Origin of the sequence: Frigoribacterium sp. MCBA15_019, from assembly GCF_001864945.1 — a bacterium.
GTDB lineage: Bacteria > Actinomycetota > Actinomycetes > Actinomycetales > Microbacteriaceae > Frigoribacterium.
Map to the genome: position 1 here is coordinate 134,295 of NZ_MJGS01000012.1, position 21,050 is coordinate 155,344.

At 73.0% G+C, this 21,050-nt stretch carries 21 protein-coding genes; 12 read left to right on the forward strand and 9 right to left on the reverse strand.

The features are described 5' to 3' along the window. Together BIV04_RS09885 and BIV04_RS09890 are read left to right on the forward strand one after the other, a co-directional pair. Positions 1-1,196, forward strand: a 1,196-nt coding sequence (locus tag BIV04_RS09885) for an AI-2E family transporter (RefSeq protein ID WP_255364250.1), incomplete at its 5' end; no start/stop codon positions are given. 378 nt (positions 1,197-1,574) lie between these two features. Beyond that, the gene (locus BIV04_RS09890) at positions 1,575-2,486 is read left to right on the forward strand and encodes a phospholipase (protein WP_255364251.1); all 912 of its coding nucleotides are present in this window, start codon (positions 1,575-1,577) and stop codon (positions 2,484-2,486) included. A gap of 110 nt (positions 2,487-2,596) precedes the next feature. Here BIV04_RS09890 and BIV04_RS09895 read toward each other — a convergent pair whose 3' ends face one another. After that, positions 2,597-2,911: a hypothetical protein gene (locus BIV04_RS09895; RefSeq protein WP_071256117.1), complete on the reverse strand. Its 315-nt coding sequence runs from the start codon at positions 2,909-2,911 to the stop codon at positions 2,597-2,599. Positions 2,912-3,204: 293 nt separating this feature from the next. After that, the gene (locus BIV04_RS09900; RefSeq protein ID WP_043596776.1) at positions 3,205-3,501 is read right to left on the reverse strand and encodes a hypothetical protein; all 297 of its coding nucleotides are present in this window, start codon (positions 3,499-3,501) and stop codon (positions 3,205-3,207) included. Positions 3,502-3,614: 113 nt separating this feature from the next. On the opposite strand from BIV04_RS09900, the gene BIV04_RS09905 reads away from it, so the two are divergent. After that, positions 3,615-4,490 (forward strand): transglutaminase family protein, encoded by an 876-nt coding sequence (locus BIV04_RS09905; RefSeq protein ID WP_071256118.1) that lies wholly within the window; start codon positions 3,615-3,617, stop codon positions 4,488-4,490. Positions 4,491-4,709: 219 nt separating this feature from the next. Here BIV04_RS09905 and BIV04_RS09910 read toward each other — a convergent pair whose 3' ends face one another. Continuing rightward, a complete protein-coding gene (locus BIV04_RS09910; RefSeq protein ID WP_071256119.1) occupies positions 4,710-6,158 on the reverse strand; it encodes a glucose-6-phosphate dehydrogenase in 1,449 nt (482 codons plus the stop codon). Positions 6,159-6,220: 62 nt separating this feature from the next. Between BIV04_RS09910 and BIV04_RS09915 the strand changes: the two genes are divergently transcribed. Then, positions 6,221-6,433: a hypothetical protein gene (locus BIV04_RS09915; RefSeq protein ID WP_043596779.1), complete on the forward strand. Its 213-nt coding sequence runs from the start codon at positions 6,221-6,223 to the stop codon at positions 6,431-6,433. An 18-nt stretch (positions 6,434-6,451) separates the two neighbouring features. On the opposite strand, the gene BIV04_RS09920 is transcribed toward BIV04_RS09915, so the two are convergent. After that, the gene (locus BIV04_RS09920) at positions 6,452-7,126 is read right to left on the reverse strand and encodes an SDR family oxidoreductase (RefSeq protein WP_071256120.1); all 675 of its coding nucleotides are present in this window, start codon (positions 7,124-7,126) and stop codon (positions 6,452-6,454) included. A 62-nt stretch (positions 7,127-7,188) separates the two neighbouring features. Beyond that, entirely contained in the window at positions 7,189-7,518 is a 330-nt protein-coding gene (locus tag BIV04_RS09925; RefSeq protein WP_071256121.1) for a DUF3140 domain-containing protein, read from the reverse strand. A 54-nt stretch (positions 7,519-7,572) separates the two neighbouring features. Here BIV04_RS09925 and BIV04_RS09930 point away from each other — a divergent pair, with 54 nt between their 5' ends. Next, the gene (locus BIV04_RS09930; protein WP_071256123.1) at positions 7,573-8,613 is read left to right on the forward strand and encodes a glycosyl hydrolase family 18 protein; all 1,041 of its coding nucleotides are present in this window, start codon (positions 7,573-7,575) and stop codon (positions 8,611-8,613) included. Between the two features lie 122 nt (positions 8,614-8,735). Here the strand turns inward: BIV04_RS09930 and BIV04_RS09935 are convergent, their stop codons facing one another. Continuing rightward, positions 8,736-9,179: a hypothetical protein gene (locus BIV04_RS09935; protein WP_071256124.1), complete on the reverse strand. Its 444-nt coding sequence runs from the start codon at positions 9,177-9,179 to the stop codon at positions 8,736-8,738. 177 nt (positions 9,180-9,356) lie between these two features. Here BIV04_RS09935 and BIV04_RS09940 point away from each other — a divergent pair, with 177 nt between their 5' ends. From BIV04_RS09940 to BIV04_RS09960, 5 genes are all read left to right on the forward strand, one after another. Then, positions 9,357-9,968: a hypothetical protein gene (locus BIV04_RS09940; RefSeq protein ID WP_071256125.1), complete on the forward strand. Its 612-nt coding sequence runs from the start codon at positions 9,357-9,359 to the stop codon at positions 9,966-9,968. A gap of 85 nt (positions 9,969-10,053) precedes the next feature. Next, the gene (locus tag BIV04_RS09945; RefSeq protein WP_071256126.1) at positions 10,054-10,944 is read left to right on the forward strand and encodes a hypothetical protein; all 891 of its coding nucleotides are present in this window, start codon (positions 10,054-10,056) and stop codon (positions 10,942-10,944) included. Between the two features lie 411 nt (positions 10,945-11,355). After that, complete coding sequence (locus tag BIV04_RS09950; protein WP_255364252.1) at positions 11,356-13,449, forward strand: glycosyltransferase; 2,094 nt, start codon at positions 11,356-11,358, stop codon at positions 13,447-13,449. Next, positions 13,446-14,177 carry an HlyD family efflux transporter periplasmic adaptor subunit gene (locus tag BIV04_RS09955; protein ID WP_054145227.1) on the forward strand — a complete coding sequence of 244 codons (732 nt, stop codon included), beginning with the start codon at positions 13,446-13,448 and terminating at the stop codon, positions 14,175-14,177. Before BIV04_RS09950 ends, BIV04_RS09955 begins: the two co-directional genes overlap by 4 nt. 146 nt (positions 14,178-14,323) lie before the next feature. Then, entirely contained in the window at positions 14,324-16,378 is a 2,055-nt protein-coding gene (locus BIV04_RS09960; protein WP_083396341.1) for a glycosyl hydrolase, read from the forward strand. A 33-nt stretch (positions 16,379-16,411) separates the two neighbouring features. Here BIV04_RS09960 and BIV04_RS09965 read toward each other — a convergent pair whose 3' ends face one another. Then, positions 16,412-18,064: a PQQ-binding-like beta-propeller repeat protein gene (locus tag BIV04_RS09965; protein ID WP_071256130.1), complete on the reverse strand. Its 1,653-nt coding sequence runs from the start codon at positions 18,062-18,064 to the stop codon at positions 16,412-16,414. Positions 18,065-18,310: 246 nt separating this feature from the next. On the opposite strand from BIV04_RS09965, the gene BIV04_RS17155 reads away from it, so the two are divergent. Together BIV04_RS17155 and BIV04_RS09970 are read left to right on the forward strand one after the other, a co-directional pair. Then, positions 18,311-18,466, forward strand: a complete 156-nt coding sequence (locus tag BIV04_RS17155; protein WP_177174804.1) for a hypothetical protein — start codon at positions 18,311-18,313, stop codon at positions 18,464-18,466. A gap of 73 nt (positions 18,467-18,539) precedes the next feature. Beyond that, positions 18,540-19,031 carry a GNAT family N-acetyltransferase gene (locus BIV04_RS09970; RefSeq protein ID WP_083396413.1) on the forward strand — a complete coding sequence of 164 codons (492 nt, stop codon included), beginning with the start codon at positions 18,540-18,542 and terminating at the stop codon, positions 19,029-19,031. Between the two features lie 10 nt (positions 19,032-19,041). Here BIV04_RS09970 and BIV04_RS09975 read toward each other — a convergent pair whose 3' ends face one another. Then, positions 19,042-19,710 (reverse strand): response regulator transcription factor, encoded by a 669-nt coding sequence (locus BIV04_RS09975; RefSeq protein WP_071256529.1) that lies wholly within the window; start codon positions 19,708-19,710, stop codon positions 19,042-19,044. Further along, positions 19,707-21,044: a sensor histidine kinase gene (locus BIV04_RS09980; RefSeq protein ID WP_143048657.1), complete on the reverse strand. Its 1,338-nt coding sequence runs from the start codon at positions 21,042-21,044 to the stop codon at positions 19,707-19,709. Before BIV04_RS09980 ends, BIV04_RS09975 begins: the two co-directional genes overlap by 4 nt. Positions 21,045-21,050 lie beyond the last annotated feature (6 nt).

The window sequence follows — 21,050 nt, forward strand, 5'->3', positions numbered from 1 at the left end:
CCGCGGCCGCCGCCGACCCGGGCGACCCGGCCCGCGCCTCCTCGCCCGGTGCCGCACTGCCCGGTGCCGCACTGCCCGGTGCCGCGCTGCCCGGCGGTGCACCGCCCGCAGCCGCACTGCCCCCGGGCATGCTGATCGCGGGCGCCTGGGCCTGGCGCCTGCTCGCGGTGGCCGCCGCGCTGGCCGTGCTCTTCTGGCTGATCGCGACGCTCGAGGAGATCGTCGTGCCGCTGCTGATCGCGATCCTCGTGTCGGCGTTCCTCGTGCCGGTCGCGGGGTTCCTGCGTCGGCACCGGTGGCCGCGCTGGCTCGCCATCGTGGCGGCGCTGCTGGCCGGGGTGGTCGTCGTGGGCGGGCTCGTGCTGCTCGCCGTGACGCAGATCCGGGCGGGACTGCCGCAGATCGAGAAGCAGTCCGTGGCGCAGTACGACCAGCTGACGACCCTGCTGCAGGGGCCGCCGTTCCAGCTGACGAACGCCGACGTCGACGGCTACCTGAAGGACGCGCAGAACGCGCTGCAGACCGAGAGCAAGGCGATCCTCAGCGGCGTGCTGTCGATCGGCACCGCTGCCGGCCACCTGCTGGCCGGAGGCCTGCTGACCCTCTTCGCGACGATCTTCCTGATGATCGACGGCCGTGGGGTCTGGGCCTGGACCGTCCGCCTCTTCCCGAAGGCGGCCCGGCCGGCCGTCGACGGGGCCGGCCAGGCGGGCTGGCACACGCTGACGTCGTTCGTCCGCGTGCAGATCGTCGTCGCCGCGGTCAACGCCGTCGGCATTGGCCTCATCGCGTTCGTCCTCGGGCTGCCGCTCGCCGTGCCGATCGCGATCCTGGTCTTCCTGGCGTCGTTCATCCCGGTCGTCGGTGCCATCGTGACCGGCGCGCTCGCCGTGGTCGTCGCCCTGGTCTTCGCGGGGCCGGTGCAGGCCGTGGTCATGCTGGCCGGAGTGCTCGTCGTGCACCTGCTCGAGGCCCACGTGCTGCAGCCGCTGGTCATGGGTTCGGCCGTGCGGGTGCACCCGCTCGCGGTCGTCTTCGCCGTGGCGGGCGGGTCGTACGTGGCGGGCATCCCGGGCGCGCTCTTCGCCGTGCCGACGGTGGCCGTGCTCAACGTGATGGTCAAGTACGTGGCGACGGGGTCCTGGCGTCGATCCCGCGTCGCGGACGACGTCGTAGCGGCGCCCGAGGCGTCGTGATCGTGGGTCGCTGACCTGCTCGACCCGAGCCTCCTTCGCTCGGATGAGGGAGGCGCGGGTCGATGTCATCCGCTGGGCTGATGCGCCGGACTGCCCGGTTCGACACGGGATTGTGTGGTTCTACTCAGGAAGTCTCTGCATACTCGTCACTTCGCCCGGGCGCGTGCGCCCCTGTCGATCGAGTCCCCACTCGACCGAGCAGCCGTGGCGGACGAGTCGAGGCCCCACGGCCTCGCGAGACCGACACCGACCTGTCACGGCCCCTCGCCCCGTCGCGTGGACTTCGGCCACCCGTGAGCGCCCCCGAGCGCCCGGCGTGGCCGCGCCGTGTGCGCCCCGCCCGACCGGAGGCGCGGGTCGGCCGAGCACGAGGACCACATGACCACCGAGAACACCCCTGCCCCCGGCGAGGACTCCGTCACCGCCGAGTCGACCCCGACCGCCGAGGCTCCTGCCACGCGCCGCTCGCTCTCCGCCGGCCGCCGTCGCAGCGCTCGTCGCCGCCTGTCGCTGATCGGAGGCGTCGCCGCGGTCGCCCTCGTGGCGGGGACCGGTTTCGCGGTCACCTCGATGTCGGCCGCCGGTGCGGACACCATCTCGGCCGAGCAGCACGCCGCCGACGTCAAGCAGCAGAAGGCCGACATCGCCACCTCGCTGGCGCAGGCCAAGGCGCGCTCGACGATCCAGATCGCGAACCAGGTCGTGGCCTCGACCTCGAGCCGGACCGACGCCAGCGAGTTGCAGACGCAGGTCGCCTCGCTCGCCGACTACGAGAAGCTCGACGCCTCGACGCTGAACGACCGCGTCGAGAAGACCGCGCTCTCGGCGCAGACCGTGCAGTCCGCCGCCGCCGAGGCCGACCGCCAGGCCGCTGCTGCCGCCGCTGCCGCGCAGGCGGCCGCCGAGGCCCAGGCCGCTGCCGAGGCGAAGGCCGCCGCCGAGGCCGCCGCTGCCGCCGAGGCCGCCCGTGCCGCGTCCGACAACTCGGTGGCCGGGGCCAAGGCCACGGCGCAGTCCCTCGCGTCGTCGCAGTACGGCTGGGGCAGCGACCAGTTCTCGTGCCTGGTCTCGCTCTGGACGAAGGAGTCGGGCTGGAACTACAAGGCCTACAACGCCAGCGGCGCGACCGGCATCCCGCAGGCCCTGCCCGGCAGCAAGATGGCCTCGGCCGGCAGCGACTGGGCGACGAGCGCCAAGACGCAGATCACCTGGGGCCTCGGCTACATCAAGTCGGTCTACGGCACTCCGTGCGGCGCCTGGTCGCACTCACAGTCCGTCAACTGGTACTGAGCCGACCCTTCCGCGGCTCGGGTCGCACCGCCTTCTGAACGTCGCACCGCGCACACGCGCGGTGCGACGTTCAGTTCGTGGTGCGATGCCGGGTCGACGGGGGCCGGCCGCTAGTTCTGCGGGGGGATCGTCTGCCGGTCGGTGGGCTTGTCGGTGGTGACCGGCGTGGGGCGCGGGCTGGGACCGGGGCTGGGGCTGGTCGGGCTCGGCGTCGGCGTGACGGTGCCGCCGGTAGGAGGCGCGGGTGCCGGCGTCGGGATCTCGGGCGTCGACGACGGGCTCACGCTCGGGCTGACGGTCACCACGGGGTCGTCGTCGTCACCCCCGCAGGCCGTCAGCATCCCCAACGCGAGCACGACCGTCGCCGCGGCCGCACCCGTGCGCCCGCTCGTCCTCAGCCGTCCACGCTTCGTCGTCGTCCCCATGTCGGGAGCCTACGCGGGGGCCGTGGGCCTCCGCGGGTGTCGCGAACCTCCGCGGAGCGAGCGCGGTCCTCGAGAATCCGTGATCCGGTACGTACCGGATCAAGCTGTCGAGGGGATGGAAGTCCCCGGGCCTGCCCGACAGGTCTGGACGCCTGTCAGGTCGCGACGCGCAACGCGTGACGCCGCGCGGCAGGTCGCGCCGGGCGGCAGGTCGCGACGCGTGCCGGGTCGGGCCGGGTGCCAGGTGGCGACGCGCGACATCGCACCCCACGCAGCAGATCACACCGCCCGGCTCAGACCGCGCCCACCAGCGTCCACGCCCCGCCGTCGCGACGCGTCACCCGACCTTGCACGACGTCGGCCAGCTCGCCCACGGTGGCCTCGACGACGGCCCCGATGCGGTGCGCGGGCTCGTCGGCGGCGCACTCGTAACGCACCACCAGGCGGGGCTCGCCGCGCACCAGCGTGACGTCGCTCGCCTCGACCGTGGTCAGCCCCGCCGCGCTCGCGGCGGCCGCGGGCAGCACGGAGTCGGGCCGCACCCCGGGTCGCAGGGTGCCGACGGTGAGCGTGACGCGGTACGAGGGCATGCGTTCATCCAACCCGGCACCACCGACATCGAGCGGCGGTCCCAGCAGGGTCGCAGCCGCTTCACGGCACACCCCGAAACACGCCCGACTCACGGACGTGCCACCCTCTCGTCATGAAGCGCACCGCGTCCGCCCGGCTCGAGTTCGACGTCGACGGCCCTGCCGAGTTCGTCCTGTCGATCGCCGCCTCCCGCGCCTACGCCCCGGCCGGCACAGGAGCGGCAGCCGGCACAGGAGCGGCAGCCAGCACAGGCGGCACAGCCGGCACGGCCGGCACCGCCCGCATCACCGAGGAGGCGCTGGCCGTCACCCAGCACGGCGCACCCCTCGAGATCCGCGAGCTGCACGACCACCACGGCACCCTCCTCCACCTGTGCGAGGTCGGGGCCGGCCGGGTCACCGTGGACTACCGGGTCGTCGTCGACGGACGCCTCGACGAACCCGCCGTCGACGAGCTGGACCTCGTGCGGTACCGTCGCCCGAGCCGCTACTGCGAATCAGACACGCTCAGCCCCACCGCCCGCGCCGAGTTCGGCGGGCTCGACGGGCGCGAACTGCTGGCCGCGGTCGCGACGTGGGTCGGCTCGCACCTCGCCTACGTGCCCGGGGCCAGCGCTCCGACCGACGGCGCCGTGCAGACCCTGCTCGACCGGCAAGGCGTCTGCCGCGACTACGCCCATCTCGTGATCGCCCTGTTGCGTGGGCTCGACGTGCCCGCGCGGCTGGTCAGCGTCTACGCCCCGGGCCTGTCGCCGATGGACTTCCACGCCGTGGCCGAGGCCTTCGTCGACGGCGCCTGGCACGTGGTCGACGCCACCGGGCTGGCACCACGGCAGACGTTGCTGCGCATCGCGACCGGCCGGGACGCCTCCGACACGGCGTTCCTCTCGAGCCACGGCGGCCGGGTCACGGTGGCGGGGATGCAGGTCGGAGCCGTCGCCGACGTCCTGCCGCGCGACGACGTGAGCACCTTCGTCAGCCTCGGCTGACCGCCCGCCGGCACCGCGCCTCCTGCGCTCGGCCGCCCTGCCCTGCCCTGCCCTGCCCCACCGGCCCCGCCTGCCACTGCCTCGCCTGCCGCCCCGCCCGGGGCCCGACCCACCCCGCCACGAAGTAAACAGTCCGCCACACGATCGCGTGGCGGACTGTTTACTTCGTGGCGGGGTGCGGCGTGCGGGGTGCGGCGAGCGCCTGCCCGGCGGCGTGGCTCAGTCCTCGCGGTGCGCCAGCTTCGCGCCCTCGCGGGCCCGGACGGCGGGCTCGTTCTGGTGCACGCCCGCGGGCCAGGACGACGGCCCCGCCGACCCCGCCGGGTACTCGTCGATGGCGACCTCGCCGGACTTCCAGGCCTTGACGACGGGGGCGACGATGCGCCAGCCCTCTTCCGCCGAGTCGCCGCGCACCGACAACGTCGGATCGTCGTCGAGGATGCCCTCGAGCACCTCGCCGTAGGCCGTCAGGTCGGCCGCGCCGAAGTCGGCGTGCAAGGAGGCGCGGGACAGGTCGTACGAGTCGCCCGGCCCGTTGACGTTCAGCTCGAGCGACATCTCGTCGGGCGAGATCGCGATGCGGAGGCGGTCGGGGGTGCCGCCCCCGACGAACTCCTTCGGCACGTGGGTCGGCGGGCGGAACGTGATGACGATCTCACGGCGACGCGAGGCCAGGGCCTTGCCCGACCGCAGCAGGATCGGCACGCCGGCCCAACGCCAGTTCGCCACCTCGACGACGACCTCGGCGAGCGTCTCGGTCTCGAGCGACGGGTCGACGCCGTCCTCGTCGACGTAGGCGGGCAGGGTGCGGTCGTCGACCTTGCCCTTTCCGTAGCGGGCGCGGCGGGTGTTGGCGACGGCGTCGTCGTCCCAGACGTGGGTGGCGCGCAGCACCAGCTCCTTCTCGTCGCGCAGGTCGGCGGGGCCGAGCGTCGCGGGGGCGTTCATCGTCAGCACGGCCATGACCTGCAGCAGGTGGCTCTGGATCATGTCGACCATGGCGCCGGCGTGGTCGTAGTAGCGCGCGCGGTTCTCGAGGCCGAGCTCTTCGTCGTAGACGATCTCGATGCTCTCGACGTGCTGGTTGTTGAGCATGGGCTCGATGAGGCGGTTCGCGAACCGCAGGCCGAGCAGGTTGAGCACGGTCGAGCGGCCCAGGAAGTGGTCGACGCGGTGCACCTGGTCCTCGTGCACGAGTCGCAGGACCTGCTGGTTCAGCTTCTTCGCGCTGGCGAGGTCGGTGCCGAACGGCTTCTCGAGCGCGAGTGAGGTGCCCTCGGGCAGGTCGACCTTCCGCAGGGCGGCACAGGCCTTCTCGGTGATGGCGGGCGGCAGGGCGAAGTAGATCGACGGAGGCGCGTCACAGGCCTCGACGAGGCTGCGGAGGCCGTCGACCCCGGTCACGTCGGCCGTGATGTACGTGGTCGACTCGAGCAGAGCGTCGACCGCGGGGCCGCTCGCGTGGACGCTGTCGAACGACGTCTTCACCCGCGCCTTCCACTCGGCGTCGGTGTACTCCTCGACGCCGGCGCCGATCAGCTGCACACGGCGCTTCGGTTCGAGGGCCAGCAGCCCGCCGAGGCCGGGCATCAGGAGGCGCGCGGCGAGGTCCCCGCTCGCACCCAGGATCAACAGGGTCGCCGGCTCGGGGGCCTTCTTCGCGCTCATGCCGTGCACGGTAGTGGGTCGGTCGCGGCCGTGCCCGGAGCAGGGCGGCGTAGCGTGCGGGCATGAGCGACCAGACCTACACCGCCCGCTTCGTCGGCCACGACGAGACCACCACCGAAGAACTCACCCTCATCGACGGCCTGCCGCAGAAGAGCGTCACCCGCCCCGGGGCCTCCGACGGCGAGGACCTCATGTGGGAGCTCGACGACGACGCCAGCGAAGGCGGCGAGTACGTCTACCGCTCCCTCGGCGTCTCGGGCCACGACTACAGCTGACCCGCTCCGCGCGCCGGGTCAGGCCCGGCGGGTGGGGCGCACCGAGACGACCTCGGCGGTGGCCCCGTGCGGCAGGTCGACCACGAGCCGCACGGCGTCGGCGACGGACTGCGGCTCGAGGTAGAGCGACGTGTCGTACGTGCCGCCCTCGGCCGTGACCAGCTCTCGCTGCATGTCGGTGTCGACGCGGCCCGGGTGCACCGAGCTGACCCGGACGCCGTGAGGGCGTTCCTCCTCGCGCAGGGCGTCGGTCAGCGCGCGCAGGGCGAACTTGCTCGCCGCGTAGGTGCTGCCGTCGGGCCCTGCCGTGAACCCCGAGCCGCTGTTGATCGAGACGACGGTGCCCTGCGCCGCTCGCAACGCCGGCAGCAGCTGCCGGGTCACCTCGGCCACGGCGAACACGTTGACCTCGAACACACGACGCCAGTCGTCACGCGACGTGTCGGCGACGGCCCGGCCGCCGATCACGCCGGCCGCGTGGACCAACACGTCGAGCTCGTCCAGCGGCGGCACCGTGAGCGCCGGGCCCGAGAGGTCGGCGGCCCACGCCGTCGCGGACGGGAGGTCGGCGGTGATCGCCCGCAGCGCCTCCTCGTCCCGGCCGTGGACGATCACGTGGTGGGTGCGGGCGAGGTCGCGGACGACGGCGAGGCCGATGCCCCGCGAGCCCCCGGTGACGAGTGCGGTCTTCATGGGCCCAGTCTGCCGGTCGGTCCGTCCGCGCGTCAGGTCGCTGCCGGTCGGGCCTCTGCCGGTCAGGCGAGCGGGTCGTGCCCCCAGTTCATCAGCGACCAGCGCCACTTCGTGTCCGTGACGTCGCCCGAGGGGCGCTGCTTCGAGTGGCGCGCGACGTAGCCGTGGACCTTCTCCATGTGCTTCCAGTCGGCATCGGTCAGGTCCGCCTTCTTCTTCTCGAGGATGCGCACGATGTGTCGGCCGCTCTCGTGCCCGACGGACTCGCCGCCGTCCTTCTGCCCCACCTCGCGAAACTCATCGGTGTCGAGCCACTCGCGAAGCGTCGAGGCCGTCATGTTCACGTCGTCGTGGAACTGGTCCCAGGTCTGCTGTCGGTCGTCGTCTGCCATGCGACGAGCCAAGCACGCCCCGCATCGCCGTGCCGGATCGGCGATGATGGCACGGTGCGCACCCTGACCACCGGCACCGCCGCCCTGCTGCTCGCCGCCTCGCTCGCGGTCACGCTGACCTCGTGCTCGGCCGACGGGAACAACCCGACGGTCGCGCCGCAGGCGAAGATCCCGGCAGGGCTCGCGGTCGAGGGGTACGCCATCGCCTCGCCCGATGCGACGACGGCCGCGGTCGAGGCGTTCGACCGCAGCGAGGCGGCGATCGACACGGTCGGTGTCTCGGGAGTCGCGATCACGACAGGCGGGGCCGGTGTCGCCCCGAGCGACGAGTCCGCCAACTCCCTGCGCGAGGCCGCCCAGTCGGCGGGCAAGAAGGCCGAGCTGCTGGTCGTCAACGCCGGCCAGGACGGCTTCAGCGGCGAGCTCGCGACACAGCTACTGTCGAGCCGGGCCAACCGGGAGTTCGTCGTGTCGGGCCTCACCGGAGAAGTCGTCAACGGCGGCTGGGACGGCGTCCAGATCGACTTCGAGTCGCTCTCGGCCGCGGACGCCCCGGGGCTGGTCGACTTCGCCGCCGAGCTGCGCGACGCCCTGCCCGACGACGCCACGATCTCGATGGCCGTGCAGCCCAGCACCGACGAGACGGGGTACATCGACCTCGGGTACGACCTCGCCGCCCTGTCCGATTCGGTCGACCGTTTCGTGCTCATGGCCTACGACCAGCACGGCACCGGCTTCAGCGAACCCGGGCCCGTCGGGGGCCTGCCCTGGGTCGGCGAGGTGCTCGACGCCGCGCTCGAGCTCGTCCCGGCCGACCGCCTCGACCTCGGTGTCGCGGGGTACGGCTACCGCTGGACGGGCGAAGGCACCGCAGGAGGCGCGGTGTCGGTCGCCGAGGCCCGCACCGGCGCGCAGTCCACCGGTTCGTGGGACGCCGAACAGGCCGAGTACACGGCGTCGCCCGGTGACGGCTCGACGCTCTGGTGGTCGGACGGACGCTCGATCACCGCCCGCGCCGACCTGGCCGAGTCGAAGGGACTGCACGGCGTCGCGATCTGGCAGCTGACGACAGGCGACCCGATCCGCCGCGGCTGAAGCCGGGGGAGCGTCCGCCCACCAGCTGATCCGGTACGTACCGGATCGTCGGGAGTCGGAGGGGGCGGGTGCCGGGTTCGTCGATCCGGTACGTACCGGATCGACGCGAGAGAGGGCTGCCCCTACGGCGTGACGATGCCGATCGGGCCGGTCAGCTCGGGGATCTCGCGGTCGCTGAGCAGCCAGCGGTCGCCCCTGCCGGTGACCAGGAAGGCCAGCGGGCCGGGACGGCAGACGACGAGCGCGCCGCCCTCTTGGTGCAGCACGCCGTCGAGCGCGCCACCGAGGTCGCGGTCGTCCTCGGAGCCCGAGGCCGACAGGACGGCGCAGCGGCCCTCGGCACCCATCGCCTGGAGCAGACGACGCATGCCCTCGGGGTCGCTGCGGTCGGGGCCCAGCGGGTGCGCGACGGCCATGTCGACCCACTCGACCGAACCGGTCAGGTCGGCGAGGGCCTGCTCTTCGGGGCCGGCCGGGTCGACGGCGAGGTCGTGCACGGACTGCTTGCGATCGGGCGCGGCGAAGGCCTCGAGTGCGGTGATGACGGAAAGGGGGAGCGACGCCACGGGTGTTCTCCTGTCGAGGGGTTCCGACCATCCTCCCACCCGGGGTGCCCTCACAGGTCCGTCCACAGGCGGAAACCCGAGCCGGCACCGAGTCGAGCCCCGCACTACGCTGCCGGAGAGCGGCCCGACGCGCGACGACGACCCGACCTGCCCACCCACGACGACGACGGAGACACCGTGAGCGACACCCCCGGCCAGCAGCCCTGGCAGAACCCGCAGAACCCCCAGAACCCGCAGCACTCGGCCCCGTACCAGGGTCAGCACCCGCAGCACCCGCAGCAGCCCTACCCCGGTCCCGGCGGGTACTCCGACCCGCTGAAGGGCACGAACCCCGGCGTCAACACCTCGACCCCGTTCATCTGGGTGCTCGTCGTCCTGCCCCTCGTGCAGCTGATCGGCCTGGCCCTCTGGGACATCCCCGACTACCTCGAGCGCACCGCCACGTTCACCCCGGGCGTCTACCAGTCGCCCTTCACGCCGGGATACCTGGCCTACATGGGCATCGGGCTGGTCGTCTACGCGCTGACGGTCGTCCTCGCCTGGCTCGACCACCGGGCGCTGGTCGCCAAGGGCATCGTCAAGCCCTTCCCGTGGCCCTGGGCCTTCCTCACGGTCGTCTACGTCATCGGTCGCTCGGTCGTCGTGAAGCGCCGCACCGGGGGTGGCCTCGCCCCGCTCTGGCTCTTCATCGCCGTGTACCTGATCACGATCGTCGTCGCGTTCTCGGTCTTCATCGCGGCGTTCGTCGAGTTCGCCCGGACCGTGCCGTCGCTCCCGACGGCGCCGTAGCCCGCGACGCGAGGCGCAGGAGGCGCGGGTCGACCGAGCGGGCCGGCCCGCGCCTCCTGCGTCCCCCTGCTGCGAGGATGGTCCGGTGACCTCCTCCACCGCACCCCGCCTCGGCCTGCTCCTCGACGTCGACGGCCCGATCGCCAGCCCCGTGACCCGCAGCATCGCGCTGCCCGAGATCACGCGCGACCTCGTGGCGCTCGCCGCCCTCGGCGTCCCGATCGTCTTCAACACCGGGCGCTCGGACGCCTTCATCCGCGACGAGGTCGTCCGCCCGTTGCTCGCGGCAGGCCTGCCCGAGGGGTCCCGCGTGCACGGCGTGTGCGAGAAGGGTGCCGTCTGGTTCACGATCGGCCCCGAGCACGGTGTCGACGGCATCGGCCCGATCGAGGTCGACTCGTCGCTCGCCATGCCCGCCGACTTCGGTGCCGAGATGCAGGCGCTCGTCGCCGACGAGTTCGCCGACCTGGTCTTCTACGACACGACCAAGCACGCGATGGTCTCGATCGAGCAGCTCACGAGCGTCGAGTCGTCGACCTACCTGGCCCGGCAACGTGACCTCGACGAAAAGGCGATGCAGGCGTTGGTCCGCCGCGGGTTCGGCGTCCGCCGACTCGACGACGTGCGGCCGGACACGTCCGGTGCCGTGCAGTGGCGCGTCGACCCGACGATCATCTCGACCGACATCGAGTCGGTGCGGCTCGGGAAGGACCTCGGGGCCGAGCGCGCCCTCGAGCTGCTGGCGGCCGACGGCGAGCCCCCGCTCGCCTGGCGCACGGTCGGCGACTCGCGCAGCGACTACGCCATGGCCGACTGGCTGCACGCGCAGGGTCACGCGGTCGCCCACGTCGACGTCCGGCCGGCCGACGGCGTGCCCGCGACGCCCTACCCCGTGTTGACCAGCGCGACGGGCGCGATCCACGACGAGGCCGGCGCCGAGTTCCTCGCCGGCTGGCTGGCCGACCTGACCGCCTGAGTCCGGGACACGCCCGACCTGCCCCCCGGACGGGGTGAGACGGGTGAGTGTTCGACCTCAACGGGTGTCACCTCCCCGCTGTCCACGCGGGCTGTGACCCGTTCGAGGGGGCTTGCCCCCCGAACGGGTGTCACGAAAGGGCTCGAACGACCCTGTACTGTTTCGACACGTCCCCGGAACGGTCCCCCGAAAGGCCCACACCGGAGGCGAGCCCGTCGATCGAGTGGCCCGAACCGCTCGCAGTCGACGGACCCGAAACGGGAGCCCACGGCTCCCACCCGACCGCCGCCCACCCCGGCGCGTCACCTCGAGTCGCCGCTGTCGCCGACGCCCCTCCGGACGTCCGACGGCGGTTCCCCACCGCCGTCGGCGTCCGGTCGTCTCTCAGACCCGAACCCGGAGAGAACACGCATGTCCCGAACCATGCGCGTCCGCGACAGCGACGCCGAAAACCGACCCGACACCGCAGCACCCGACACCGCAGCCCCCGACACCGCAGCCCCCGACGCGGGCCCCGCCCTCGACCTGGCACCTCGCTCGCGCGGCGAACTGAGGCGCCTGGCACATCACGACGAGGTGCGGGGGTCGCGTGCGCGCCCCTCGACGCGCATCACGAGCGACCATCACGCGTCGGTCGTCTCGCGCACCGAGGGCCGTGCCCACTCGCCCTTCATGGTGCTGCTGGTGCTCGCCTGCACCATGGGCATCCTGCTGTACGGGCAGTTCTTGCTGAACCCCGCGAACCGGGGCGACCTGCTGCCCTACGTCGCGGTCATCATCGCCGAGGCCGTCCTGGTCCTGCAGGCGTTGCTCGCGATGTGGACGATCCTTTCCGGGGGTCAGAACCCCCGCGACTTCGACTTCCACTCGACGCAGGACACGCTCTACGACGAGGACGCCATCGACCGGCTCGGCGTGCGCGACCAGCCCCACCTGTGGCCGATCGTCGTCGACGGGAAGACCGTGGTCGTGGACGTCTTCGTCACGGTCTACGGCGAGGAGCTCTCGAAGATCGCGATGACCGTCCAGGCCGCCGTCGCGATGCAGGGTGCGCACCGCACCTGGGTGCTGGACGACGGTCGCAGCGACGAGGTCAAGGACCTCGCCGCGACCCTCGGCGCCCGCTACATCCGCCGGTTGACCAGCCACGGCGCCAAGGCGGGCAACGTCAACTACGCCCTCTCGGTGGCGAAGGGCGACTACTTCGCCATCTTCGACGCGGACTTCGTGCCCAAGCCGATGTTCCTGCACGAGACCGTCCCTTTCTTCATCGACGAGAAGGTCGCCTTCGTCCAGACGCCGCAGTCGTACGGCAACCTCGTCAGCATCGTCAGCCGCGGCGCGGGCTACATGCAGGCCGTCTTCTACCGGTACATCCAGCCCGGCCGCAACCGCTTCAACGCGGCGTTCTGCGTGGGCACCAACGTCATCTTCCGCCGCGCGGCGATCGACGAGGTCGGCGGCATCGACACCGACTCGAAGTCCGAGGACGTCTGGACGAGCCTGTTCCTGCACGAGGCCGGGTGGCGGTCGATCTACATCCCGATGACACTGGCGATCGGCGACGCCCCCGAGACCATCGAGGCCTACAGCAAGCAGCAGCTGCGCTGGGCGACCGGTGGGTTCGAGATCCTCTTCCGGCACAACCCGCTGAGCCCCCGTCGCACCCTGACGATGGACCAGCGCTTCCAGTACACGCTGACGGCGACGCACTACCTGACGGGCATCGCCCCGCTGTTGCTGATCATGGTGCCGCCGATGGAGATCTTCTTCGACCTGCGGCCGATGAACCTGCACATCTCGGTGCTGCAGTGGCTGCTCTTCTACTCGGGCTTCTACCTGCTGCAGATCGCGCTGGCGTTCTTCACGCTCGGGTCGTTCCGCTGGGAGGTCCTGATGCTCGCCTCCGTCTCGTTCCCGATCTACGTCAAGGCGTTGTGGAACGTGCTCAGCGGCAAGGACACCGCCTGGCACGTGACCGGCGGAGGCAAGGCGTCGAGTCCGTTCAACGTGCTCGTCCCCCAGGTGCTGTTCTGGCTCTTCCTGTCGCTCACGTCCCTCGTGGCGATCTGGCGCGACTGGGACAACCGGGTGCTCACGCTCGCCACGGTGTGGAACCTGATCAACACCGCCGTGCTCTCGGCGTTCCTGCTGGCGGCCCTGCGTGAGGCCGGGTCGATCAAGCGGGCGGCCCGCTCGGGGTCGAGCGCTCGCACGACCGTCGCCGGTCCCGTCACCACCGGCCCGGTGGCCGTGCAGACGCTCCGCACCCAGGTGGCCCGACCGCTGCCCCGCAGCCACGACGAGTTCCTCGAGCTGTCGGCCGAGCAGCGACACGAGCAACGGCGGCGCGACGACGAACGCCGTCACCTGCTCGAGGCCCGACTGGCCGTCACCGACGAGCAGCACGCCGACGAGCACCGCGCCGACGAGGCGCCGCACGCCGGAGCCGCGACCGGACCCGACCGACACGACACGAACGACCGAGAGAAGGTGGTCTCATGACCTGGGGCAACAGGATCAAGATGACCGTGGGCATCCTCGTGGTGATCGCCCTCGTGGCCGTCTTCACCGTCATCTTCACGCAACGGCAGGCGCAGGTCATCAGCACCAGTGCGGCCATCGCGAGCCAGGACTTCTCCGTCGGCACCGACTACAGCGGCACGGTCACCTCGACCGACGCCGAGGTCGGCGACCGGGTCTCGAAGGGCGACGTCCTCTTCTCGCTCCAGAGCCCCTCGCTGCAGAAGGACCTCGCCGACGACGTGGTCGTCCCCGACACGGACGCCTACACGGTGGCCGACGACGGCACGATCACCTTCATGGCCACCGTCGACGGCACGCTGTCGCAGCTCGACGTCCGCGAGGGCGGGTTCCTCGGGTCGGGCACGTCCGTCGCGACGATCGAGAAGGCCGGCACGCTCTTCGTGGACGCCGACTTCACGCTCACGCCCCGCGACTACGAGCGCATCCAGGACGGCGCGACCGTGGACGTCATGCTGCCGAACCAGCAGGTCGTCGAGGGCAGCGTCGACCTGGTCAGCGTGCAGACCAAGGACGGCGCGGCCGCGGCCACCGTCCGCGTGGTCAGCGACCAGCTGAGCGAGGGGGCCTACAACGGCCTCGTCGCGAGCGGCACGCCGGTCGAGGCGACCATGCACCTGCGCGACGACGGCATCCTCGCGGGTCCGGTGGACACCATGCAGGACTTCCTGCGCCAGATCGGGGTCTGACGATCCCCGGCGCACGGAGCAAGACGACGGGTCGGTCCGACCGACGGGATCGTTCGGGATCACCGATCGGTTCCGGGCCGGCCCGTCACCCCCAGGAGGCACGGGTCGACACCCGACGCGACCCGCGCCTCCTGACCCTCCGCCGCGTGGTCGCGGGCGTCGCCCTCGGCACGGCCGGCGTGCTCGTGCTGGCCGGGTGCACCGGCGGCTCGGGCACCGACGGCGACACCACGGGCCGACCCGACGCCGGAGGCGACGTGTTCCCCGCCTCGCAGGTCGACCCCCTCGTGGCCGCCCTGCCGCAGGAGTCGGTCGGCGACGTGCCGACCATGCGCCTCGCCGACGGGCTCGTCCCGCCGACCAACACCTGGTTCTCGGGGCTCGTGTTCGGCGACCAGCCGACGCCCGTGTTCCCGTTCCCGATCTCGTTCCAGCTGACGGAGACCGGCTTCGCGACGGGGCTGCCGGTGCCGGTGGCTTCCGAGAAGGCGATCGTGTCGCCCGCCCTGCCCGACGTCACCCTCGACGTCGGGGCCTCGGCGACCGAGGTCAGCGGCTACGACGAGGTCTCGGTGACGATCGCGCACCTCGACGGCGACACGGTGCTCGGTCACACGACCGTCGCCGAGGGCTCGCCGCTCGTCTCGTACACCGCCGCGTCCGCGCAGACCGACACCCTCGGCACGGCCGTGACGGCCGTCGGCGAGGGGCGTGGCACGTTCACGGTCGGCGACACGACGTGGGGCGTGGCCGTCACGGGCGGCAGGCTCGACGGCACGGCGGTCCGGCTCGACGAGGGCGGCTCGGTCGTGCTCGTGCCACTGCCCGACGGGGCCACCGCCGCGCAGGTGGGGACGGTGCTCGACGCGGCCGCCTCGCCGCTGGGGTCGGTGACCACCGCGCACCGCGCCTCCGGGTCCGGGTCGTCGGCGGTGTCGACCACCGAGCTCGGCTACGAGACCACCGCCGGGGGAGACACCCTGCTCGTGTCGGCCCCGCACATGGGCGACGCGGCGACGGGTGACGGCACCGGGCTGAGCTACGACACGATCTACGGCACCGTCCCGTTGTCGATCGGTTCGAGGCTGTCGTTCGACGCACCGGTCACGACGGCCTCGACCGAGCTCGACCTCTCGGGGCTGAGCGACGACCAGAGGCGACAACTCGAGGACCAGGTCGAGGCCGACGTCGCGGCGACGGAGGACCCGGCGGCGGACACCTACTTCGGCGGCAAGGCGCTGTACCGGTCTGCGATGCTGCTGCAGCTGGCCCGGCAGCTCGGCGACGACGCGTCGGCCGATACCCTCCGCACCTCCCTCGTCGACCGCCTCGACACCTGGACCGACCCCTCGGGCTGCGAGACGCGCGAGCAGGAGTGCTTCGTCTACGACCCCGCGGTGAAGGGCGTCGTCGGCAAGGTGGCCTCGTTCGGCTCGGACGAGTTCAACGACCACTACTTCCATTACGGCTACTTCCTCTACGCCGCCGGCGTCGTCGCGGCCGACGACCCCGAGCTGGCCGAGCGGTGGAGCCCCGTGATGGACCTGCTCGCGGCCGACATCGCCTCGGGCGCCGACAACGGGTCGTTCCCCGACCGGCGGGCGTTCGACCCCTACTGGTCGCACAGCTGGGCCTCGGGCTACTCGCCGTTCGCCGACGGCAACAACCAGGAGTCGTCGTCCGAGGCGGTCACCGCCTACGCCGGCCTGTCGCTCTGGGCCGCGGCCACGGGCGACGACGCACTCGGCGACGAGGCGTCCTGGATGCTGAGTGCCGAGGCCTCGTCGGCGCTGGCCTACTGGCTGAACCCCGACCTGACCGGCCCGACGTCCGCCGGCTACGACCACGAGATCGTGTCGCTGACCTGGGGCGGCAAACGCGACTACGGCACGTGGTTCTCGGCCGAGCCGTCGGCGATCGCCGGCATCCAGCTGATCCCGCTCAGCCCGTCCTCGGTGTCGTACCTGACGTCGTCGGCCGCGGGCGGGGCCGAGCAACTCGCCGCCGTCGTCGCCGAGGCGAGCGCGTCCGGCTTCGACACGCCCCTGGGTGACTACGTGCTGATGTACTCGGCGCTGCAGGGCCCCGACCAGGCCGCAGCGGCCCTGACGGCGCTCGCCGACCTGCCCGAGACGGGCATCGACGACGGGAACTCGCGCGCCTACGCGATGGCGTACGTCATGAGCGCCGGGGCGCGATAGGGCGCAGAGGCCAGGCGCAGGAGGCGCGGGTCGTCAGCCGACGACGCGCACCGGGTCGATGACGCGCACCGGGTCGACGAGGCGCTGCACGCTGCCGTCGGGGTGGTTCGCCACGAGCACGCCGCCCCAGAAGCCGAGCTGGTCGCGCTCGGTGTCGAGCTGCCAGAGGCGGTGGCCGTCGGCCAGGTCGAAGGCGGTGACCGTCGACGTGCGGCCGCTCGAGGAGGTCGTGGCGTAGCCGGTCGTGCGGCCGACCAGCGCGATCTGGGACTCGCCCGGCACCACCGCCCGGGCCAGCTCGTGGCCGGACGCCGCGTCGAGCAGGCGGACGGTGCGCTCGGCCGCCTCGTCCGACGTGAGGTCGCCGGTGACCGCCGCCGCGCCTCCCGGTTCGAAGGTCTGGGCGAAGACGAGCGCCCCCCGGCCGCCGGCGGGATCGGTGGTCACGCGGGCGAGGCCGTGGCGGCGGTCGCGGGGCGGGGTGGTCCAGAGTTCGGCGCCCGTGCGCCGGTCGACGCAGACCACCCCGGGCGTGGTCGAGAAGACGACGCAGTCGCCGGTCGTCTGCACGCCGCGGTCCTGGCGGAAGCCGTGCCGCCCGAGCTCACGACCGTCGAGCGACAGCGCCACCACGGTGCCGTCGGTGTCGTCGGTCGAGGTGGGGATCGCCGGGTCGAGGCCCACCACGACGAGGTCGCCGTCGACGACGAGGGTCGTGGCGGTCGGCAGGTCGGGCCCCCAGGCGTGCGTGTCGCCGGTGCGTCCGTCGACCGCGGTGATGGTGCCGCCGTCGAGGACGAGCAGGCCGTCGGGGGTCAGGGCCTCGTCCTGGCTGCCGGTGGTCTCGCCCGTCCACACGGGGGTGTCGAGGTCGTCGGCGGCGTAGAGCGAGAACTCACCGGTGCCGGGCTCGGAGTCGTAGTAGACGCGCGAGTCCTGGTACGAGAACTGCGGGTCGCTCGAGACGAGGGCCCAGGAGGCGGTGGCGTCGGTCAGGCGGGCACGCCCGTTCGGCGAGGTGGTCACGTCGGTCAGTTCGCCGGTCCCGAGGTCGAGGCGGGCGTACGACGAGGCGAACCCGTCCGCGCCGAAGCCCAGCGTCGAGACGAGGGTCGTGTCGCCGGCGTCGTCGGCGGGCCAGACCTGGACGAAGCCGCTGCCGGCGTCGAGCTCGGCGCCGAGGTCGACCCACCAGCGGACGGTGCCGTCGACGGGGTCGACGCGGGCGAGCCGGCTGACGGCCTGCGCGGTGCTGCCGAAGCCGCCGTCGAACCGGCAGTCGGTGTCGCCGGCGTCACCCGTGCCGGTGCCGGCGTCGCCCGCGGCGCCGCCGGCGCTGACGAGGACGTCGCCGCCGAGCCGGTCGGGGCCCACCGCGGTCTCGGCCTGCCAGAGGAGGCAGCGGCCCTGATCCGCCGGCACGCCGACGTCGGCGGGCGTGAGCGTCCACGACTGCGGGACGGGCTCGTGCCTGAGGTCGTCTCCGACGACGCCGTCGAGCGCGGCGGCCGACGAGTAGCGCGGAGCCTCGACCAGGCCGACGGTCGTGACGAGCGCCGCCGCGACGAGGACCGCGGCGGTCGCGAGGGCGAGCCGACGAGGGCGGGAGGCGCGGCGCCAGACGGCGGCTCCACGGCGGCGGGCGCGGGCGAGCGGCTGGTCGCTCGGTCGGGCGTCGTCCGTCACCCGGCCATGCTACGAGTCGGGTGCGGGGGGCGGGCCGTGAGCGGTCCCGGGGTCGCGACCCGCGCCTCCTGGGCTCCCGGGGTCGGCCGTTAGGCTGGTGCGGGCCGTCCGGTCCCGCCCGCCGGTGCCCGACCGGCGCCGCCCGTTCGCTCTCTTGCCGTCCGTCCCCTCTCGCCCGCCCCTCGAAGGAGCCGTGCCATCGAAGCCGTCGTCATCTCGATCCTCGCCCTGGCGATCGTCGTGCTCGTGGTGATCCAGGTGATCTACCGTCGCCGCGTGCTGCAGCGCCGTGAGGCGGCCGGTCAGCCGGTCGTCGGTCGGGGCACCTACGTCGTGTTCGGCGTCATGGCGGCGTTCTTCCTCTTCGCGGTGTTCGTGTTCCCGTTGCTGGTGCGGGGGTAGCTCGTGCTGAGCCGAGCCACCCCGTGCCGCTCCCGGCCCGCGTGCCACCGCACCGCGGTTCGTGCACCGCACCGTGGCTAGTCGCGGTGCCGTGCACGAACCGCGGTGTGCTGTCGCGGCCGATCTCGAGGCGTGCCTCGCGATCTGGGTCGCTGCGTGCGCCGCGCGCGACGGGCAGGCGTTCGCCGGGGTCGCCGAGCGGGCCCGACCGAAGTTCGACGCGGGCGTCGTCTGGCTGGTCGCGGACGGCGTCGACGGGGTCGACGGCTTCGTGCTCGCGACGCGCCCGGGCAGCGGCCTGCCCGCAGACCCTCCCGACGCCCCGGTACTCGGCCTGCTGGCGACCAGGCCCGGTGCCCAGGCGCGTGGGCTGGGGCGTGCCCTGCTGAGGGAGGCGACCGCCCGGCTGGGCTCGCTCGGTCACGAGCGTGCCGTCTTGCACGCGCTCCTCGACAACGTCGCCGCGGTCGGGCTGTACGAGAGCGAGGGGTGGGTGGCCGCCGGCGAACCGTACGAGCACTCGTTGCTGAAGCGGCCGTCGCAGCGGTTCGAGCGGGTGCTCTGAGCGGAACGGCTCAGCCACTCTCCGGGCGGGCGAAGCCCGAGCGGAACGCGAAGACGGCCGCCTGCACGCGGGTGCGGCTGTCGGTCTTGGCCAACAGGCTCGAGATGTGGCTCTTCACGGTGGCCGTGCTGACGAAGAGCTCTCGGGCGATGTCGACGTTGCTGAGTCCGCGTGCGACGGCGTCGAGCACGTCCCGCTCGCGGTCGCTCAACGAGTCGAGGGCCGCCCGGTGGCGCACGGCGTCCGGCGACGCTGGGGCCGGGGCGACGCGTTGCTCGATGAGGGCCCGCGTCATGGCCGGGTCGATCAGCGAGTCACCGCGGGCCGCCGACCGCACCGCGGCGGCGATGAGGTCGGGCCCGGAGTCCTTCAGCAGGAAGCCCGAGGCGCCGGCCGCGATGCCGTCGAACAGGTGCTCGTCGTCGTCGAAGGTCGTGATGAGGACCACGGCGCAGCCGATGGCCGGCACGATGCGCCGGGTGGCCGAGATGCCGTCGAGCCGGGGCATGCGGATGTCCATCACGACGACGTCGGGTCTCAGGGCGAGGGCGTCGGCCACGGCGTCCTCGCCGTCGGCGCTCTGCCCGACGACGTCGACGTCCGGTTCGGCGTCGAGCATCGTCGCGAGCCCGGCCCGGGCGATCGCCTGGTCGTCGACCACCAGCACGCGCAGCGTCATGCCGCCCGCCCTGCCGTCGACGCGGAAGCCGGTGCCGGTGCCGGTGCCGACGCGGTAGCCGTCGCAGCCGGCGCTGCCGGGGCCGACGCCGCTGCCGGTGCCGACGCCGGCAGGTCGGCCCGGACCTGCCAACCGGCCCCCTCAGGGCCCGGCCCCGCGACCAGCGAGCCGCCGAGGGCACCGACCCGATCGCGCAGGGACGGCAGGCCGGCCCCGCCTCGGGGCACGTCGGGGAACCGCTCGCGGGCAGGACCCGGGTCGGTCACCCTGACGACCGTCACGCCGGATGCGTCGCGGACCGTGACGTGCACCCGGTGCGCCGACGAGTGCAGCATCGCGTTCGTCAGACCCTCGCGCACCACGGCGACGACCGTGGCCCGCTGCTCGCCCGGCAGGTCGTCGCCGTCGAGGTGCACCGAGCAGTCGACCTCGTAGCCGAGTGACGTCAGGCGGTCGGCCATCTGCGCCAGTTCGGCGACGACCGACGTCGACCCGGTGGTGTCGGCGGGCACCGCCCGGAGCACGCGCAGCACCCCGCGGATGCGTCCCAGGACGTCCTGCCCGCCCGCGGCGATGTCCCGCATGGCCGGGGCCAACTGCTCGGGGTGCTCGTCGGCGATCCGCAGGGCGGCCTGAGCCCGGATGACCAGGGCGGCGACGTGGTGGCCGACCTCGTCGTGGACGTCCCGGGCGATGCGGGTGCGTTCCTGCTCGGCGATGCGGGCGACCTCGCCCGCCCGCAGCACGAGCAGCTCGCGGTTCGTCCTCGCGAGCTCGGTCGTGGCCTGGCGCTGCCGCCGGAGGAGGAGGGCGACCACCACGACGAGGCCGCACGCCATGAGCCGGCCGAGCACGACCGAACGGTCCTGCCCCACGTCCGACAGCAGCACCTGCGAGAGGGGCACGCCCTGCACGCCGGCCGCGGCGACGTCGCGCCAGGGCAGCACGACGAGCACGGCGAGGGTGGCGAAGGTCGCCGCGCTGGCGAACACCGGCCCGCGACCCGAGATGGTCAGGAACACCACGACCGCGAGCGGCAGGAGCGCCACGGGCGGCCCGAGGTAGAGGCCGTACAGCGCAGGGGGGAGGGGCGCGAGGGTCGTGAAGGCCGTGAAGCCGGTGACGACGGCCAGCGTCTCGACGGGCCACCGGTCGAGGGTCGCGCACGCGACCAGCGCCACGACGCCGAGGTAGAGGTACCCGGGGAGCGCCTGCGGGTACCACTCGAGTCGCAGGGCGAGGGCGAGCCCGCCGAAGTAGGCGACCCCGACCAGCGCCAGCACCACGAGTCGGGTGCGTCCCCACCCGGCCGTCGGGGTCCCGTTCGTCTGCACGGCCTC

What these genes read in the sequence shown, in the direction of transcription:
- BIV04_RS09890 (WP_255364251.1), top strand. Translation starts at nt 1,575, where the DNA reads ATGACCACCGAGAACACCCCTGCCCCCGGCGAGGACTCCGTCACCGCC.
- BIV04_RS09895 (WP_071256117.1), bottom strand. Translation starts at nt 2,911, where the DNA reads ATGGGGACGACGACGAAGCGTGGACGGCTGAGGACGAGCGGGCGCACG.
- BIV04_RS09900 (WP_043596776.1), bottom strand. Translation starts at nt 3,501, where the DNA reads ATGCCCTCGTACCGCGTCACGCTCACCGTCGGCACCCTGCGACCCGGG.
- BIV04_RS09905 (WP_071256118.1), top strand. Translation starts at nt 3,615, where the DNA reads ATGAAGCGCACCGCGTCCGCCCGGCTCGAGTTCGACGTCGACGGCCCT.
- BIV04_RS09910 (WP_071256119.1), bottom strand. Translation starts at nt 6,158, where the DNA reads ATGAGCGCGAAGAAGGCCCCCGAGCCGGCGACCCTGTTGATCCTGGGT.
- BIV04_RS09915 (WP_043596779.1), top strand. Translation starts at nt 6,221, where the DNA reads ATGAGCGACCAGACCTACACCGCCCGCTTCGTCGGCCACGACGAGACC.
- BIV04_RS09920 (WP_071256120.1), bottom strand. Translation starts at nt 7,126, where the DNA reads ATGAAGACCGCACTCGTCACCGGGGGCTCGCGGGGCATCGGCCTCGCC.
- BIV04_RS09925 (WP_071256121.1), bottom strand. Translation starts at nt 7,518, where the DNA reads ATGGCAGACGACGACCGACAGCAGACCTGGGACCAGTTCCACGACGAC.
- BIV04_RS09950 (WP_255364252.1), top strand. Translation starts at nt 11,356, where the DNA reads ATGTCCCGAACCATGCGCGTCCGCGACAGCGACGCCGAAAACCGACCC.
- BIV04_RS09955 (WP_054145227.1), top strand. Translation starts at nt 13,446, where the DNA reads ATGACCTGGGGCAACAGGATCAAGATGACCGTGGGCATCCTCGTGGTG.
- BIV04_RS09975 (WP_071256529.1), bottom strand. Translation starts at nt 19,710, where the DNA reads ATGACGCTGCGCGTGCTGGTGGTCGACGACCAGGCGATCGCCCGGGCC.